Raw genomic sequence first — 17231 nt, forward strand, 5'->3', positions numbered from 1 at the left:
CAGGTCATCTCGATGTTGTATTTCACGCGGTGGAAGGCACTGGCGATCATTCTGACGGCGCTGGTGGTGTGCCTTTGCGCCGTTCCGAATTTCTTCCCCGAGGCGCAGGTCAAGAGCTGGCCGGCCTGGGCGCAGCGGCGCCTGGTGCTCGGCCTCGACTTGCAGGGCGGGTCCTCACTGCAGCTTGAGGTCGATGCCGCCTACCTGAAGAAGCAGCGGCTGGATTCTATCCGCGCCGATGCGCAGAAAGTGCTGCGCGAGGCGAAGATCCTGAACAGGTCGGAGGTGCGTAATGACGCCGTCGAGGTGCGCCCCAGGGAGGCGAGCGATGTTCCGGCCGCGCTGACCAAGCTGCGCGAGCTGTCGCAGCCGCTCGGCGGCCTGATGGGTCCGAGCGGCGCGCGCAGCCTCGATGTGACCGATGCTGGCGGCGGGTTGATCAAGCTGTCGATGTCGCCGGCGGCGATCACCGATCTCTTGCGGCGGACCATCGAGCAGTCGATCCAGATCGTCGAGAGGCGCGTCAACGAGCTCGGCACCGTCGAGCCGGTGATCCAGCGTCAGGGCGCCGACCGCATCCTGGTCCAGGTGCCCGGCTTGCAGGATCCGACGCATCTGAAGGAGATTCTCGGCAAGACCGCCAAGATGGAATTCCGGATGGTCGACGAATCCATTTCGCCGGACCAGGCCCAGCAGGGCCGCACCCCGCCTGATTCCGAAATCCTGATGAGTTCGAGCTCGCCGAAGATTCCCTACGTGATCAAGAAGCAGGTGCTGGTGTCCGGCGGCGAGCTGACCGACGCGCAGCCGGGGTTCGACCCGCAGACCCAGGAACCGGTGGTGAACTTCAAGTTCAACACCATCGGCGCCCGCAAGTTTGCCCAGGCGACGTCGGAGAACGTCGGTACGCGCTTTGCGATCGTACTCGACAATGAGGTGATCTCCGCACCCGTGATCCGCACGCCGATCACAGGTGGCCAGGGCCAGATCTCCGGCAGCTTCACCGTGCAGTCGGCCAACGACCTCGCTGTCCTAATGCGCGCCGGCGCGCTGCCGGCGCCGCTGACGGTTGTCGAGGAACGCACGGTCGGTCCGGGCCTCGGCCAGGACTCGATCGAGAAGGGCGAACTCGCCGCCTATGTCGGCTCGATCCTCGTCGTTGTGTTCATGCTGGTGACGTACCGCCTGTTCGGCGTGTTCGCCAACATCGCCGTCTGCATCAACGTTGCAATGATCTTCGGCTTGTTGTCGCTGCTCAGCGCCACGCTGACCTTGCCGGGCATCGCCGGCATCGTGCTCACGGTCGGCATTGCGGTCGATTCCAACGTGCTGATCTATGAGCGCATCCGCGAGGAATTGCGTGGTGGGAGAACCCCGATCTCGGCGATCGACGCCGGCTTCTCCCGTGCGCTTGCAACCATTCTCGACTCCAACATCACCACCTTCATCGCCGCTGCAGTGCTGTTCATGATCGGCACCGGCCCGGTGCGCGGCTTCGCAGTGACGCTCGGCATCGGCATCATCACCACGGTCTTCACCGCCTTCACCATGACCCGCCTGATCGTGGCGTGGTGGGTGCAGTGGAAGCGGCCGAAGACCGTGCCGATTTGATCATTCGGGGCCGACTGTGACCACTACTCAACTCGTTCTCATCTCCCTCGGCGTCCTGATTGCCGCGCTGACCGTAGTCAGCGTGCTCGGCCTGCTGCCGTCGCTGCGCATCGTGCCAGACGATACGCATTTCGACTTCACCCAGTTCCGTCGCATCTCGTTCCCGGTCTCGGCGACGCTGTCGATCATTGCCATCGTTCTGTTCTTCACCCATGGCCTGAATTTCGGCATCGACTTCAAGGGCGGCACCCTGATGGAGGTGCGGGCCAAGTCAGGCACGGCCGACCTCGCGCAGATGCGTTCTACCCTCGGCAGCCTCGGCCTTGGCGAGGTTCAGCTGCAGCAATTCGGCGGCCCCGCCGACGTGCTGCTCCGCGTTGCCGAGCAGCCGGGCGGCGACAAGGCGCAGCAGGCCGCCGTGGACAAGGTCCGCGGCGCGCTCGGCGAGTCCGTGGAGTATCGCCGCGTCGAGGTGGTGGGCCCGCGTGTCTCCGGCGAACTGCTGGGTTGGGGCATGGCCGGCCTGATGCTCGCGATCGGCGCGATCCTGATCTATCTCTGGTTCCGCTTCGAGTGGCAGTTCGCACTCGGCGCCATGATCGCAAACGTCCACGACATCGTGCTGACCATCGGATTCATGTCGATCACCCAGGTCGATTTCGACCTGACCAGCATCGCGGCGTTGTTGACCATCCTCGGCTACTCCTTGAACGACACCGTCGTCATCTACGACCGTATCCGCGAAATGCTGCGGCGGTACAAGAAGATGCCGATGCCGCAGCTGCTCAACGAGTCCATCAACTCGACGCTGTCGCGCTCGATCATCACCCACCTCACGGTGACGCTGGCCCTGCTGGCGCTGCTGCTGTTCGGCGGTCATGCCATCCACAGCTTCACCGCGGTGATGATGTTCGGCGTCGTGCTGGTCGGCACCTATACGTCGATCTTCATCGCGGCGCCGATCCTGATCTATCTCGGCGTTCACACCACGCGAGGCGACGCGCCGGAGACGGCCGCCAAGACCCCGGCGGCAGCCAAGAAGTAGCCGCATGGCCAATCCCTCGGACGCTCCGCATCTTCCGAGGTCGGCACCGATCGAAGCCTACGGCAAGGGAGGCTTCGTCTTCGCCGAGATGTCGCATCGTGGCTCGCTGCTGTGCCTGCCGGATGCGATCTGGGCCTGGCCGGTCACGAAGCCGCAGGAGATCGACGAGTATTCGCTGGCGCGCGTCTTTGCGGCCGCCAATGCCATCGACACGCTGATCGTCGGCACCGGCACCGAGGTCTGGGTGCCGCCGAAGGGCCTACGCGAGGCGCTGCGCGCGGTGAGGGTGGTGCTCGACCCCATGCAGACGGGACCGGCAATCCGCACCTACAACATCATGCTGGGCGAGCGACGACGGGTCGCCGCGGCGCTGATCGCGGTGCCATGAGCGCGGCGGAAGGGCGAAGCGACGGCGCGGCGTTCTGCGCCGATCTCGTGCGCAGCCACGATTTCGTGCGCTACGCCTCGACCCTGTTCCTGCCGGGACCGGAGCGCCGTGCGCTGCTCGCGATCTACGCCTTCAATGTCGAAGTCTCCCGCGTCCACGAGCAGGTCAGCCAGCCCTTGCCCGGCGAGATGCGGCTGCAATGGTGGACCGACATGCTGGCCGGCCCCGGCCATGGCGGCGTCGAAGGCAATCCGGTCGCAGCCGAACTGCTGCACGCGATTCGCAGCTTCCGCCTGCCGGTCGAGCCGATGTCGCGGCTGATCGAGGAACATCAGTTCGACCTCTACAACGACCCGATGCCCTCGATGCCCGCGCTCGAAGGCTATCTCAACGAGACCGCGTCGGCGTTGTTTGCGCTCGCCGCGCGCGTGATGGCGCGGCCGTCGGAGGAGATCGAGCATCTCGCGCGGCATGCCGGACTTGCCCAGGGCATCGCGCAGGTGATCGCATCGCTGCCCCGCGATGCCTCGCGCCGGCAACTGTTCGTGCCGCTCCAGGTGCTGCAGCAGCACGGCAGCGGATCCGAAGAGGTGTTTGCGGGAAAGCCGACGCCAAACATCCGCGCCGCCGTGAACGAACTCGTTGGTGCAGCGCAGGACCATCTGAGGACGGCGCTGACACTGCTGGCGGACGTTCCGCCGGAAGTCCGTCCGGTCTTCCTGCCGCTGGCTGTCGCGCAGCGTGAGCTTGATCGGTTCGCGCGCACCGATAGCGATCCGTTCGCGCCGAAGGCTGCCTCGCGGCTGCGCATCCTCTGGACGCTGTGGCGGGCTGCGCGCAAGGCAGCATTCAACGGCTGACGGCAGTCATTTCTTGATGTGCTTGGTGAAGATGCGGATCGTCGCGCCTTTGACGGCGGGGCCGTGGTCGTAGAGGTTTGATGCGATCTGCTCGATGGCATCGCGCAGTGCGACGAACTGGCCCTGGCGCGCAATGCTCGGCGTGCCGCGCGAGCCCGCCAGTTCATCCATCGCGGCGTCGCTGATCTGGCACTCGATCTCCCGATCCGCATCCAGCATCGTGAAGCCGAACGCCATGCGCTCGGAATCGTAGCCTCCGATCTTGCCACGGCTTAGCGGCATCCCAACTGTCCCCACGGCATGATCCGGAAAAGTGCGAAGCGGTTTTCCGAAAAGATCATGCTCAAACAAAGACCTAAAGCGCGATGATCGCGCTTTAGAGCGCTCCCTTGAATCGAGAGTGCTTGGCGATTGTGGAATTGTCGAGGACGAGCGCAGAGTCTTTTCAGCGCGACGGCCGGTCCATCTCGGCCACTTCGAAATTGAAGCGGTCGCGCAAATTTTTGCGCTGCTCGAGAATGTCCTTGAGGAATTCGCGGTCGGCGTCGCTGCGCATCATCGGCTCGATCAGGTCGATCTGGTTCATTGCGACGAGCTGCAGGATCTCGGTGCGCGGCTTGCCGCTGGCGTCGCGCGGCAAAGCGTGCACCACCTGGATGTGCTCCGGTGGCTTGATACCCTTGGCGGCGGCGAGCTCGGTGCGCAGCGTAGTCTCCAGCGCGGTCTCGTCGGCCTCGACGAAGGCATAGAGACCGACGCCGACGCGGCGATCGGCAAACGCCACGATCGCGGTGTCGCGGACTTCTGGGTTTTTGCGGATCAGGTCGGCCAGCACCGGTGCGTCATTGACGAGCCGGCGGCCGCCGCCTTCGCGGTCAGTGAAATTGAAGATGCCGCGGGTGATCGCCTGATAGACCTTCTTGCCGGTCTTGAGCCAGATGCTGGCGACCGCCGACTTCTTGGCGAGCACCTTGCGCTCCTTCGGCGTCAACGCCTCCGGCGCGTAGCTGCGCTTGTGCTTGAGCAGATGCCGCAGGTCCTCATAGGCGGCGACGCGGAACAGGCGGCTGCGGGTCTTGAAGCAGGCGGCGAGCTGGAAGTCGGTGACATAGGCGCGGCCGTCGCGGCCGACCAGCCAGTTCTGCTCCTTGGCGAGATCGTTGTGGCAGATGCCGGCGCGATGCAGCCGGCGCAGCGCGGCCTTGGCGGAGCGGAAATAGGCGACGTCGCCATGCGGCTTCGCCAGATGCAGCGCGACGCCATCGATGAAGCCGCGCACCAGCGCGCGCCGTCCGGCCCACAGCAGTTGGGGGCCCGCGTCGAGATCGCGCGCCAATGTCAGCGCGCGGCGCTCACGCGCGAACAGATGCAGCGCCAGCGGGAACGACCAGAACGGCACCTGGTCGAGCCGGCGCAGCACGCCATCGACCTCGCCGTCGTCGCGGCGGAAACGGCCGCGCTCGACGGTCGAGAACACGTCGCGCTTGAGCAGGACGCCTTGGCTCCAGCGCGCCGACAGCGTGGCGGCGTCGTCTTTCGGCAGGCTCATGATGGTCAGGCCGCCGCTGCGACGCGCAAATGATCGGCGATCCAGCGGTCGAGATCGGCGAGCGCACGCGCGCTGATGGCCTGCTTCTTGGCCACCGTCTTTTCGTTGCCGCGCAGCCGGGAGCCGTCAGGCTTCTTGGTCGGCGGACTGGCGAGCGGCGGGAACAGGCCGAAATTGATGTTCATCGGCTGGAACGAGCGCGGGCCGACATCGATGGTCTCGATGTGGCCGCCGGTGATATGACCGAGCAGCGCGCCGAACGCCGTGGTCGCCGGCGGCGGCGTGAGTGCCGTGCCACGGGCATCGGCGGCAGCGCAGAGGCCGGCGATCAATCCGACGCTGGCCGATTCCACATAGCCCTCGCAGCCGGTCATCTGGCCCGCGAAGCGCAGCCGCGGCTGTGCGCGCAGCCGCAGCTGGCTGTCGAGCAGCTTGGGCGAGTTGAGGAAGGTGTTGCGATGCAGGCCGCCGAGGCGGGCGAACTCGGCCTTCTCGAGGCCGGGAATGGTGCGGAATACGCGCTGCTGCGCGCCGTGCTTCAATTTGGTCTGGAAGCCGACGATGTTGTAGAGCGTGCCGAGCTTGTTGTCCTGGCGCAACTGGACGATCGCGTAAGGCTTCACCGTCGGATTGTGTGGGTTGGTCAGCCCGACCGGCTTCATCGGGCCGTGACGCAGCGTCTCTGGTCCGCGCTCGGCCATTACCTCGACCGGCAGGCAGCCGTCGAAATAGGGCGTGTTGGTCTCCCAATCCTTGAAGTCGACCTTCTCGCCGGCCAGAAGATCCGCGACGAAGGTCTCGTACTGCTCCTTGGTCATCGGGCAGTTGATGTAGTCGGCGCCGGTGCCGCCGGGACCGACCTTGTCGTAGCGCGACTGGAACCAGGCCACCGACATGTCGATGGAGTCCCTGTGGACGATCGGCGCGATCGCATCGAAGAAAGCGAGCGCGCTCTCGTCGGTCAGCTGCCGGATCGCATCCGCCAGCGGCGCCGAGGTGAGGGGGCCGGTTGCAACGACGACGTTGCTCCAGTCGGCCGGCGGCAGGCCCGCGACTTCCTCGCGGCTGATCTCGATCAGGGGATGTTCGTGCAGCGCCTTGGTGACCGCGGCCGAGAACCCGTCGCGGTCGACCGCCAGCGCGCCGCCGGCTGGCACCTGGTTGGCGTCGGCCGAACGCATGATGAGCGAGCCGAGCCGGCGCATTTCGGCATGCAGCAGGCCGACCGCGTTGTTGGCGGCGTCATCCGAGCGGAACGAATTCGAGCAGACCAGTTCGGCGCAGCCTTCGGTGCGGTGCGCTTCCGTCATCCGCTGTGGGCGCATCTCATGCAGCACCACGCGAACGCCGGCATTGGCGACCTGCCAGGCGGCTTCCGAGCCGGCGAGGCCCGCGCCCACGATGTGGACGGGCTGGGAAGGGGGAGTGTGAGTCATCGCGCTGGGTTAGCGCGTTTCGATCCGGCATGCATTTGAAATCAAGCCGGAAACGACAACGCCCGCTGTGATGAGCGGGCGTTATCCGTTCAGCAGTTGGCTGACGATATCAGCCGACGTAGGTGCCGGCTGCAACGCGCGGAATGTCCGAGCGATCGAGGCCAATATCGGCCAGTTCGCGATCGCTGAGCTGGGACAGTTCGCTGACGTTGCGCTGATAGTCGCGGAAAGCCTGGATCATGCGGATGAGCGAGAGCAGCATAGGTGTAGTCCTTCTAGTAGTTCCGATTCAGCCCTTGGAGTAGCCTCATCGTTGAAGTGAATATAGATGATATATCGCAGTGCGGAAGTTCCTATGTTGCGATGCAGCTAAACGCAAAACGCATGGCGTGGGTAAGGAGCGCTTAACTTATCAGCGCCTGTGCCTGATCCGCGAGCTTCAACCAGCCATTAACTGCCTCAATTCCCGTAATTTTGCCGAGATATAGGCAGCTACGTCTCAAATCCGTCATGCACTGGAATAGGACTCTAAATGGTAATTAGTAACCGAGAATCAAGGTGAGCCGGGCCGAGACGGCAGTTGGTTCCAAGTTAGCACCTTGGCCGATGCGCGATTCGCGTGCGGATCGCGCCATAATGATGAATTTTAAATCACTTCTATAGCGAGGTCACGGGTTCACCTAGACTGCGTAGGTTGAGGGCACACCAAGGCTGAGACCCGCGCCAGGCAGGCCCGGACCTCGCCTTGCATCGATCAGGTTCTCTCGCTTGACGAAAGAGCCATGGTCGGTGCGCGATGGTTCCAGCACATGTGGTCAAGCGGCACGGCGCTCACGTCGGCAGACGAACGCCTGGCGAGTCGAAGCGCGGCGCACCGGCTGCCCACCGCTGCGGATGTATGATGTACATCTTGCAACTGCGAACGAGAATGCGCCGATCTCGGTCGCATAAGTTGCGCGGGCAACTTTCTGTTTTGCAGCGCACGCATTTCTTAACTGCGCGTAATGAAAATGACGCGCAACGCATGCGCGTGTTGCGTGCTGCGCTCATCACATTCGTATCGCGCGAATTTCATTCTGCCGGCGCAGCTTCGCAGCGAATAATCGCGCTGCAGATTCCGGCAATGATGCTTGTTTCTGCTTAGAAACAAAAGGTGGAAAACCATGCTCAAGAACCTGATCGGCGCAGCTGCAATGGCTGCGGTCGCTTTCGCCGTCGCCCCCGCTCACGCCAAGGGCGGCGTTGGCTGCAGCGGCGACAATCTCGCCAAGACCGAAAGCGCGGTGGAAGCCATGGCAGACAACGACGTCAAGTTCATGGCCGAGAAGGAAATCTCGCTCGCGCAGGACGCGATGCTCAATGGCAAGATGGGTGCCTGCGGCATGCATCTCAGCAAGGCGGCGCGCGCCTCGATGGCGAAGTAAGCCATTGTTGAACTGCAAAGGGCCGATTGCCTGGGGCAATCGGCCCTTTTGATTTGCTGTGGTTGTCTTTTATTTTGACGCGTTTTCCTAATGCGAACCGGCGCCCAATCCGCTCGAAACCGCTTTAGGGGGCGCGCGCGAGCTGGGAGGCGAAAAAGCCGACGGTCTTGGCGTAGACCTCGCTCTTGTTCCACTGCTGGATCACCGCAAAATTCTCGCTGCCCGGCTCCCAATCCTTGCCCTTCTTCCAGCCATAGCTCTTCAAATAGTTTGCCGTCGAGGCCAGCACGTCCGGCGCGCTACGCATCAGGTCGCGCTTGCCGTTGCCGTCGAAGTCGACGGCGAACTTGATGTAGGACGACGGCATGAACTGGGTCTGGCCGAGCTCGCCGGCCCACGCGCCTTTCATGTCTTGTGGGGCGATGTCGCCGCGCTCGACGATGCGCAGCGCGTCCATCAGCTCGGCCTTGAACATGTCGGAGCGGCGGCAGTCATAGGCCAGTGTCGCCAGCGAGCGCAGGGTCGGGAATTTGCCGATGTTGACGCCGAAATCCGTCTCCAGGCCCCAGATCGCCACGATCACCTCGCCGGGCACGCCATAGGCCTGCTCGATCCGCGACAGCACCGAGCCGTATTGCTTGAGCATGTTGGAGCCGCGGGTCATGCGCGGCGGCACCATGCGGCCGGAGAACTGCTCGAAGGTCTGGCTGAACACCTGCTGCGAATGGTCGCGCTGCAGGATCGCCTTGTCTTGGGTGACGCCGGCGAGCCCGGCATCGATGGCATTCTTGGAAATACCCTTGGCGGCGGCTTCCTTCTTGAAGTCGTCGAGCCAAGCGTCGAACGAACCGGTGCCGCAGGGCGCGGCGAGCGCGGGCGATGCCAGCAACAAAGCGCCGAGGGCCAGCGCGCAACGAGACAATCGGGAGGTCGAAAATCGGGAGGTCATATGGCCACATTCTCCGGAGTCGATGCCGTCATCGACATTGGTCGCGGAAACCGGCCGTATGTTCGCGGCAAGAGCGGCTAAAACAAGGCCCGTTACCGGCCCGTCGACCGCCGCTCATGCGGCAAATGTCACGCCATGACCGCCGGCTGAGGATAGGCCGGCGGTCATTAAGGTACGTTGAAGGTCGTTTGGCTATTGGCTGCGCTTCCATGGGAAGAGGTTGGCGGGGAAGTCGGCGGCGGGCTTGCGCTCGCGCGGCTTCGGAATGATCGGGCGCACATTGGCGTCCTTGACGATCACCTCGCGGTAGAGGTGCCAGGTGGCGTGGCCGAGCAGGGGAAGCACGATCGCCAATCCAAGGAAGAACGGGAACGTCCCCAACACCAGCAGCACTGCGACAATCACGCCCCAGGCCGCCATCGGCACCGGATTGCGGGCGACGACGCGCAGCGAGGTCGCGATCGCTTCGCCGGCGCTCGCATGGCGGTCCAGCATCATCGGGAACGAGACCACGCTGATGCACAGCGCCACCAGCGCGAACAGGAAGCCGACGCCGCAGCCGACCACGATGAGCCACCAGCCTTGCGGGGTGGTCAGGATCCGCTTCGCGAAGTCGGGAATGTTCGCAGCCGTCTCGTAGCCGAAAGCGGCGGTATAGACCGCCTGCGCGGTCGCAATCCAGGTCACGAACAACGCGAACAGCAGCACCCCGAGACCGAGCATTGCGCCGAACGACGGCGAGCGGAATACCTCCATCGCATCCCACGCGGTCGCTTCTTCGCCGGTCTCGCGGCGGCGGCTCATCTCGTAGAGGCCGATCGCGGCAAACGGGCCGAGCAGGGCGAAGCCCGCGGCCATTGGAAACAGCAGGGGCAGCACGGAATAGCCGTGCACCGTGCGCGCCAGCACGAGGCCGAGCACGGGATAGATCAGGCACAGGATGATGGCGTGGGTCGGCACCGCCTTGAAATCCTCCCAGCCGAGCCGCAGCGCCTCGTGCAGGTCGGACAGGCCGATGGTGCGAATGATCGGAGCAGACGCGACAGTTTGTCCGCTCTGCGTCATGGATGTGACAGTGCTTTGATGTGGAGCGCCTTGATATGATGCGGCCATGGTCGTTGTCTCCCTACGAGCAGCCGCATTCTGCGCCCAGGGGACGGGCACACATGTGCCGCTTCTCAAGACCGGTCACGAGCAGGCCAGACGCGCAAGACAGAGCAGGGAACTGGCCATGTCGCGAACTGAGCATCAAGCGTACTCCCAAACCCGGACAAAAGCACTCACGCTTCAGTGAATGTCGCATTGGCAAGCTAGGGTGGGGTCGGTACAATCCAAACTCGATCCCGGTCAGGTGCTGCCGGTCCTCCAGCGCCGTAAAACACTCACACCATCTCCAGTCCTTTGGGAGCGAACGATGAGCATTTTCGGAAAAATCATGAGCGCGATCTTCGGCAGCAGCGCGACCGCCGCGCCGGCTGGCGGAGCGGCCGCGGGCACAGCTCCGCCCGCCGCGGGATCGTCCGGAGCCTCGTCGTCGCCCGCGGCTGCCCCTGCCTCCGCGCCCGCGGAGACCGTCGACGTTGCCGCGATCCTCGACAAGGCGGTCGCCGCCAAGCACGAGAAGCTGGAATGGAAGACTTCGATCGTCGACCTGATGAAAGCGCTCGACATCGATTCGAGCCTGTCGGCGCGCAAGGAACTCGCCAAGGAGCTCGGCTACACCGGTGACACGAATGACTCCGCGAGCATGAACATCTGGCTGCACAAGCAGATGATGGCCAAGCTCGCGGCCAATGGCGGCAAGCTGCCGCCGGAGATCAAGCACTGATCGCATGATCCAAGATGCGAGGAAGGCCCGCTGCGACGCGGGCCTTTTTCGTAAGGCCGGACAAGAACGAGAAGACCAACAACAAAAAGGACAACGCTCATGACTGAATTCGACCGCCGGACCATGTTGGCGACCGGCGCCCTGGCCCTGGCTGGCGCCGCGGTGCAGACCACCCCGGCCGCGGCGCAGGCCGCGCCGAAGGCGATGTTTCCGGTGTCCGCGACCACGATCCCGATCGTCGGAGAGGCGGAGGTGTTCCAGGTCCGCCGCATCTACTGCATCGGCCGCAACTATGCGGCGCATGCGATCGAGCGCGGCTCCGATCCGACGCGCGAGCCGCCATTCTTCTTCCAGAAGCCGACCGACGCGATCCAGGTCGTGGCCGTCGGCACCGTGGCCGATCATTCCTATCCGTCGTTGACCAAGAACTACCACCACGAGGTCGAACTGGTGGCCGCGCTGAAGTCGGGCGGCACCAACATCCCCGCCGACAAGGCGCTCGAGCATGTCTACGGCTACGCGCTCGGCCTCGACATGACCCGGCGCGACCTGCAGAACGGCATGGCCGCCGAGAAGAAGCCCTGGGAGATCGGCAAGAGCTTCGACCATGCCGCCGTGATCGGCCCGATCCATCCGGCGAGCAAGACCGGCCACTTCACGGCCGGCGCGATCTCGCTTGCGATCAACGGCACGGTGAAGCAGAGCTCCGATCTGAAGAACATGATCTGGAGCGTCGCCGAGCAGATCGCAAAGCTCTCCGAAGCCTTCGAGCTGAAGGCCGGCGACATCATCTATTCCGGCACGCCGGAGAATGTCGGCCCGGTGGTCAAGGGCGACGTGCTGCTCTGCAAGCTCGACGGCCTGCCTGACATGTCGATCAAGATCGTCTGAGGGCGTCCTTAGCGTGCAATATCCGCGTATTCCGGATGCTTGCGCAGGTAATCGACCACGAAGCCGCAGCCGGCGATCACCTTGTTGCCGTCGGCGCGGATCAGATCCAGCGCGCCCTTGACCAGCTCCGAGGCGATACCGCGGCCGCGCAGGGCCCGCGGTGTCTCGGTGTGGGTGATGATGACAGCCAGCGGCGTCAGCCGATAATTGGCAAAGGCGAGGCCGCCCTCGACGTCGAGTTCGAAGCGGTTCAGATCCCTGTTGTCGCGCACGGCGGCCATCGCAAAATCCCGGCTGATTCAGTTGCCTTGATGTAAGCGCGTGAACCCTTCCGTGCAAAGCCGCGACCAACCGGCAAATTGGCATTCGTGGATTGAAGAAATGCGTCTTTTGTCCTGTCTGACGGCCGCCTTGCTCGGCACCGTTGTCGCGATCTCCCAAGCCCCCAAAGCTTCCGCCGCCGATGATCCGGCCTGGCAGGCCTGCGTCGGCATGACGACGACACCGGCAGATCGGGTCTCGGCCTGCAACACGGTGATCGAGGGGCGGACCGAGACGGGCAGGCGGCTCGCCGCGGCCTATTGCAACCGCGGCCATGGCCTGACCGAGAAGCGTGAGCTGGACGCCGCGCTCGCCGACCTCAATGAAGGGATCAAGATCGACCCGACCTATGCCTGTCTCTATGTCAATCGCGGCCGGGTCTATGGCTTCAAGGACGACCTCGACCACGCCATTGCCGATTATGACGAGGCGATCCGGATCGATCCCGGTTTTGCGCTGGCCCACAACAACCGCGGCGATGCCTGGTTCAACAAGGGCGATCTCGACCACGCGCTCGCTGATTTCAATCTCGCGATCAAGCTCAATCCGCAGCTTGCGATCGCCTATGCCAACCGCGGGTTCCTCTACTACCGCAAGCGCGACGCTGCGCACGCGATCGCCGACTACACGACGGAGATCAGGCTCAAGCCGAACCTGCTGGCCTATATCAACCGCGGCAATGTCTACCGCGATGCCGAGCAGCTCGACCGCGCCGCCGCCGATTACGGCGAGGCGACGAAGATCGCGCCGACCGATGCCCGCGGCTGGCGCAATCGCGGCTTGATCCGCTTGTTCAAGGGCGACAACAAGGGCGGCATCGCCGATTACGACAAGGCGCTGCGATACGACCCGTCCGACGCCGATTCCTGGAACAACCGCGGCCAGGCCAAACTGCGGCTGGGTGACATGCAGGGCGCGGCCGCCGACTTCCGCAAGGCGCTGGAGTTGCAGCCGGACCTGCGCAACGCCCAATCGGGCCTCGCACAGGTCAGCGCCAGGCGCTAGCCGGGCCGGGCTTTGCGGTCGCACCGCCGCAAAGGGACTTGCAAGCGGATAGGACTCGATTACGCTTTGAGGCAGACATACGCCACTGACGCGGCCGGACGGTCGTTTGGTACGGAGTGTCTCTGCCGGCCGCCGACGTATGCCTCTTTCCGGAGGAGGTTGACCATGTCGGACTTTCGTTTCTTTAGGATCCATCGTCCGTGGGAGGACTGGGTCGGCATGCTGCTCGGCGTGCTGATCATGGTCTCGCCCTGGTTCCCGATGCAGGCCAGTGACGCCATCGATGCGGAACGCAGTCACCTGATCCTCAACAGCTTCATCGTCGGCATGCTGGTGCTGGGCCTGGCCCAGCTTGAATATGTCGCGCTGCACCGTTGGGAGGAGATCGCGAGCCTTGTGCTCGGGCTGTGGCTGATCGCATCGCCCTTCATCTTCGGCTATGCGGGCGACCATCTGCTGCAGCTCTGGCACGCTGTGCTCGGCGCTGCGGTCGCGGCGATCAGCGCGCTGCAGCTCTGGCAAGACTGGAATCTGAGCGAGCAGGACCTGGCCAGGCATCCGCAGTGATGTTTATTTGCTGGGCGAGCCCTGCCGGGCGCGTCCCGGCACGGCTGCCGCCTTGTAGGCCTCAGGTTCTCCATGAGCTGGCTTCGAACCGTTCGCGGCTTGCCGTCGACCGGACAGCGGATGTCGTCGATCCTCCATACGCCATCCTCGCGAATGAAGTCGTAGCGCACGGTCTCGTCGGCGGAAAATTTGCGGCTTTCGTGGGCTTTGAGCGTCACGGCGATCAATGCCTTGCGGGCCTCGATCGTCTCCGGTTTCACCTTGAACGATATCACGTCGGGATCCCGTGCATGGGTCACGGGATCGAAGTCGATCGCCCTCCGGTCGACTTCAAAATGCCGAACCAAGGCAGGACGTTGCGGGCCTTGCCGAACCCTGCGGCGAGGCGATAAACCGGGTCTCGGATACATCAGACGGCGCTCGAAGAGGCCCCGTTCTCGGCCGGGGAAATGCGTATGGGTGAGACACTGGGCTCCAAGATGGCGAGCAGCGAGACGACAGCACCGCGCGGCGGTATCGCGCGGGTGTCGCGCCGGGTGATGAACCTCGCCTACCTGCTGACCCAGAATGCCCGCCGCCACGGCGACCGGCCCGGTTTCATCTGGGGCGAGAAGACCTGGTCCTGGCATCATATCGACCGCAACGTCTCGGCGCTGGCCGCCGGGCTTGCCGCGCGCGGCATCGGCAAGGGCGACCGCATCCTGGTGCATTCCAAGAACTGCGACGAGATGTTCTGGTCGATGTTCGCGGCATTTCGTCTGGGCGCGGTCTGGGTGCCCACCAATTTCCGCCTGATGCCGGACGAGGTCGCCTATCTCGCCATCGCCTCCGGCGCCAAGGCGTTCCTCTGCCATGGCGACTTCCCCGAGCATGCCAAGGCGGCGAAAAATCCCGCGCTGGAATTCACCTGGCGGATCGGCGAGGAGGGCACGCTCGGCGAGGCGACCGTCGGCGACGTCATTGCAAAGCATTCCGGCGCCGTGGTCGAGAATACCGCGGTCGATTACGACGATCCCTGCTGGTTCTTCTTCACTTCCGGTACCACCGGCCGCTCCAAGGCCGCGGTGCTGACCCATGGCCAGATGGCCTTTGTGGTGACCAATCATCTCTGCGACCTGATGCCCGGCACGACGGAAGCGGACGCCTCGCTGGTGGTGGCGCCGCTGTCGCATGGCGCCGGCGTGCACCAGCTGGTGCAGAGCGCGCGCGGCGTGCCGACCATCCTGCTGCCGTCGGAGAAGTTCGATATCGCGGAGGCCTACCGGCTGATCGCAAAACACCGCGTCAGCAACATGTTCACGGTGCCGACGATTTTGAAGATGATGGTCGAGCATCCCGCCGCCGACCAGCACGACCATTCCTCGCTGCGCTACATCATCTATGCGGGCGCGCCGATGTACCGGGAGGACCAGAAGGCCGCGTTGGCCAAGCTTGGCGGCGTGCTGGTGCAGTATTTCGGGCTCGGCGAGGTCACCGGCAACATCACCGTGCTGCCGCCGGCGTTGCACGATCCCGAGGACGGCCCGCATGCGCGGATCGGCACCTGCGGTTTCGAGCGCACCGGCATGCAGGTCGAGATCCAGGGCGACGACGGCCGTGAGCTGAAACCGTTCGAGACCGGCGAAATCTGCGTGATCGGCCCCGGCGTGTTCGCGGGCTACTACGACAATCCCGAGGCCAATGCGAAGGCCTTCCGCGACGGCTGGTTCCGAACCGGCGATCTCGGCCACATGGACGAGGAGGGGTTTGTCTATATCACCGGCCGCGCGTCCGACATGTACATCTCGGGCGGCTCCAACATCTACCCGCGGGAGATCGAGGAGAAGATCCTGACGCATCCGGCCGTGGGCGAGGTCGCCGTGCTCGGCGTGCCCGATCCCTTCTGGGGCGAGGTCGGTGTTGCCGTCTGCGTCGCCCGCGAGGGCGCGAGCGCAGTCGATGAAGCCGAGCTTGCGGCGTATCTCGCGCCGAAGGTGCCGCGCTACAAGATGCCGAAGCGGTTCTTCTTCTGGGAGGCGCTGCCGAAGTCCGGCTATGGCAAGGTGCCGAAGCGGCTGATCCGCGACGAGCTCGAGGCGCGCGGGCTGCTCGAGGTCATCGCCAAGTCGACGAACGGTTAGGGCGATGCGCAGCATCGCCCAGCCCGGCGCTCCCGTCGCCGAGCGCATCCAGTGGGTCGAAGCGCGCGGCCGCGCCTTCTCATTCATGCTGGATCCCGGCATTCCCTTGCTCGAAGCTGTCAGACGTGGATTTGCGGCGGAGGGATTTTCCGGCGGCGTCTTGACGGCGAAGGGCGGGGCGCTCGGCCCGTTCGCCTATGTGATGCCGGCGCTCTCCAAGGACGGCGCCAATGCCGCGTTCTACAGCGACACGTTCCGGCCCGACGGCGTCACCGAGCTCAAGCTCGCGGCGCTGACCTTGGGTGAGCGCGACGGCGCGCCGTTCTTCCACTGTCATGGCCTGTGGACCGAGGCCGGTGGCCGCTTCAACGGCGGCCACATGCTGCCGGAGGCGACGATCGTGGCGCGGCCGTTCGAGGTGCATGCCTTCGGGGTCGACGGCGCGCGCTTCCTGGCCGAGGTGGACAGCGAGACCAATTTCAAGCTGTTCGGCCCGGTCGCCAGCCCGCCCACCGACGCGAAGACGGCCAGCCGCGCCTTTGCGCTGCGGCTGCGGCCGAACCAGGATTTCGCCGGCGCCCTGGAGGGCTTTTGCCGGCAGCACGGCATTTTGCGCGCGCGGCTGCATGGCGGCGTCGGCTCGACCATCGGCGCGCGTTTCACCGATGGCCGCAGCGTGGTGCCGTTCGCCACCGAGCTCGCGGTGACCACAGGCTGCATCGCGCTCGATGCCGACGGGCGGCTCGCGGCTGAGCTCGACATTGCGCTGGTCGACTATCTCGGCGGCATCGCCGAGGGGCAGCTGGTGCGCGGCGACAATCCGGTGCTGATGACGATGGAGCTGGTGCTGGAAGTGCTCGACGAGGCGGAGCGGCCGTAGGACGCCGGTAGGGCGGATCTGGAGCAATACTCTCGGTGTCATCACCCGCGCACGCGGGTGATCCAGTATTCCAGAGACGGTTGTGATTGGGCCGATGGGCCGCGTACTGGGTCGCCCGCTCCAGTGCGCAATTGCGCACAAGGCGGGCGATGACACTGAATGTGAGGACGCAGCTTCGCATTCTCGCGACATGATCTGTCCGAGTCTTGCATCTCGTTCCGCCCTCGCTCGATAACGAGGGCGCAGGGAAGACCGGGTGCACGCCGCACCCGCGGTCTCATGCGCCATGTGCACAAAAGAAAGTGCGCGCACGAGCATACAGGTTCGGCGGAGGCATCCGGCCTTCCCTGCGCGATG

Annotated in this window: 19 protein-coding genes; 12 read left to right on the top strand and 7 right to left on the bottom strand. The window is 64.5% G+C overall.

Annotated features, from left to right (window positions below):
• Positions 1-12 precede the first annotated feature (12 nt).
• Genes secD through JQ604_RS38895 form a run of 4 tightly spaced genes read left to right on the top strand, consistent with a single transcriptional unit; the run spans position 13 to position 3904 of the window.
• Positions 13-1611: a protein translocase subunit SecD gene (gene secD / locus JQ604_RS38880; protein ID WP_212366045.1), complete on the top strand. Its 1599-nt coding sequence runs from the start codon at positions 13-15 to the stop codon at positions 1609-1611.
• Positions 1612-1627: 16 nt separating this feature from the next.
• Positions 1628-2656, top strand: a complete 1029-nt coding sequence (gene secF, locus JQ604_RS38885) for a protein translocase subunit SecF (protein WP_212366046.1) — start codon at positions 1628-1630, stop codon at positions 2654-2656.
• 4 nt (positions 2657-2660) lie between these two features.
• The gene (locus JQ604_RS38890) at positions 2661-3044 is read left to right on the top strand and encodes an Mth938-like domain-containing protein (protein ID WP_212366047.1); all 384 of its coding nucleotides are present in this window, start codon (positions 2661-2663) and stop codon (positions 3042-3044) included.
• Positions 3041-3904, top strand: coding sequence for a phytoene/squalene synthase family protein (locus JQ604_RS38895; protein WP_212366048.1), 864 nt, complete (start codon positions 3041-3043; stop codon positions 3902-3904). Before JQ604_RS38890 ends, JQ604_RS38895 begins: the two co-directional genes overlap by 4 nt.
• 6 nt (positions 3905-3910) lie before the next feature.
• Here JQ604_RS38895 and JQ604_RS38900 read toward each other — a convergent pair whose 3' ends face one another.
• The 4 genes from JQ604_RS38900 to JQ604_RS38915 all read right to left on the bottom strand — a co-directional run bounded on the left by JQ604_RS38900 (position 3911) and on the right by JQ604_RS38915 (position 7151).
• On the bottom strand, positions 3911-4186 hold the full coding sequence (locus tag JQ604_RS38900) for a DUF1488 family protein (RefSeq protein ID WP_212366049.1): 276 nt from the start codon (positions 4184-4186) through the stop codon (positions 3911-3913).
• 163 nt (positions 4187-4349) lie between these two features.
• Positions 4350-5453, bottom strand: coding sequence for a serine/threonine protein kinase (locus JQ604_RS38905; RefSeq protein ID WP_212366050.1), 1104 nt, complete (start codon positions 5451-5453; stop codon positions 4350-4352).
• 5 nt (positions 5454-5458) lie between these two features.
• Entirely contained in the window at positions 5459-6889 is a 1431-nt protein-coding gene (gene trmFO / locus JQ604_RS38910) for a methylenetetrahydrofolate--tRNA-(uracil(54)-C(5))-methyltransferase (FADH(2)-oxidizing) TrmFO (protein WP_212366051.1), read from the bottom strand.
• Positions 6890-6998: 109 nt separating this feature from the next.
• The gene (locus tag JQ604_RS38915; RefSeq protein WP_212366052.1) at positions 6999-7151 is read right to left on the bottom strand and encodes a DUF1127 domain-containing protein; all 153 of its coding nucleotides are present in this window, start codon (positions 7149-7151) and stop codon (positions 6999-7001) included.
• Positions 7152-7790: 639 nt separating this feature from the next.
• Here JQ604_RS38915 and JQ604_RS38920 point away from each other — a divergent pair.
• Complete coding sequence (locus JQ604_RS38920) at positions 7791-8033, top strand: hypothetical protein (protein WP_212366053.1); 243 nt, start codon at positions 7791-7793, stop codon at positions 8031-8033.
• A gap of 19 nt (positions 8034-8052) precedes the next feature.
• Positions 8053-8313, top strand: a complete 261-nt coding sequence (locus JQ604_RS38925; protein WP_212366054.1) for a hypothetical protein — start codon at positions 8053-8055, stop codon at positions 8311-8313.
• A gap of 124 nt (positions 8314-8437) precedes the next feature.
• Here JQ604_RS38925 and JQ604_RS38930 read toward each other — a convergent pair whose 3' ends face one another.
• Together JQ604_RS38930 and JQ604_RS38935 are read right to left on the bottom strand one after the other, a co-directional pair.
• Positions 8438-9262, bottom strand: coding sequence for a lytic murein transglycosylase (locus JQ604_RS38930; RefSeq protein WP_212366055.1), 825 nt, complete (start codon positions 9260-9262; stop codon positions 8438-8440).
• A gap of 192 nt (positions 9263-9454) precedes the next feature.
• Entirely contained in the window at positions 9455-10375 is a 921-nt protein-coding gene (locus JQ604_RS38935; protein WP_212366056.1) for a DUF2189 domain-containing protein, read from the bottom strand.
• A 301-nt stretch (positions 10376-10676) separates the two neighbouring features.
• On the opposite strand from JQ604_RS38935, the gene JQ604_RS38940 reads away from it, so the two are divergent.
• Positions 10677-11090 carry a DUF3597 domain-containing protein gene (locus tag JQ604_RS38940; protein ID WP_212366057.1) on the top strand — a complete coding sequence of 138 codons (414 nt, stop codon included), beginning with the start codon at positions 10677-10679 and terminating at the stop codon, positions 11088-11090.
• A 99-nt stretch (positions 11091-11189) separates the two neighbouring features.
• Positions 11190-11981, top strand: a complete 792-nt coding sequence (locus tag JQ604_RS38945; RefSeq protein ID WP_212366058.1) for a fumarylacetoacetate hydrolase family protein — start codon at positions 11190-11192, stop codon at positions 11979-11981.
• 8 nt (positions 11982-11989) lie between these two features.
• Here the strand turns inward: JQ604_RS38945 and JQ604_RS38950 are convergent, their stop codons facing one another.
• Positions 11990-12262 (bottom strand): GNAT family N-acetyltransferase, encoded by a 273-nt coding sequence (locus JQ604_RS38950; RefSeq protein ID WP_212366059.1) that lies wholly within the window; start codon positions 12260-12262, stop codon positions 11990-11992.
• A 100-nt stretch (positions 12263-12362) separates the two neighbouring features.
• On the opposite strand from JQ604_RS38950, the gene JQ604_RS38955 reads away from it, so the two are divergent.
• The 4 genes from JQ604_RS38955 to JQ604_RS38970 all read left to right on the top strand — a co-directional run bounded on the left by JQ604_RS38955 (position 12363) and on the right by JQ604_RS38970 (position 16874).
• A complete protein-coding gene (locus tag JQ604_RS38955; protein WP_212366060.1) occupies positions 12363-13307 on the top strand; it encodes a tetratricopeptide repeat protein in 945 nt (314 codons plus the stop codon).
• A gap of 165 nt (positions 13308-13472) precedes the next feature.
• The gene (locus tag JQ604_RS38960) at positions 13473-13874 is read left to right on the top strand and encodes an SPW repeat protein (RefSeq protein WP_212366061.1); all 402 of its coding nucleotides are present in this window, start codon (positions 13473-13475) and stop codon (positions 13872-13874) included.
• A gap of 539 nt (positions 13875-14413) precedes the next feature.
• Positions 14414-15994, top strand: coding sequence for an acyl-CoA synthetase (locus tag JQ604_RS38965; RefSeq protein WP_249159319.1), 1581 nt, complete (start codon positions 14414-14416; stop codon positions 15992-15994).
• 4 nt (positions 15995-15998) lie between these two features.
• Positions 15999-16874 carry a PCC domain-containing protein gene (locus tag JQ604_RS38970; protein ID WP_212366062.1) on the top strand — a complete coding sequence of 292 codons (876 nt, stop codon included), beginning with the start codon at positions 15999-16001 and terminating at the stop codon, positions 16872-16874.
• Positions 16875-17231 lie beyond the last annotated feature (357 nt).

This window comes from Bradyrhizobium jicamae (assembly GCF_018130695.1).
Taxonomy (GTDB): Bacteria; Pseudomonadota; Alphaproteobacteria; order Rhizobiales; family Xanthobacteraceae; genus Bradyrhizobium; species Bradyrhizobium jicamae_B.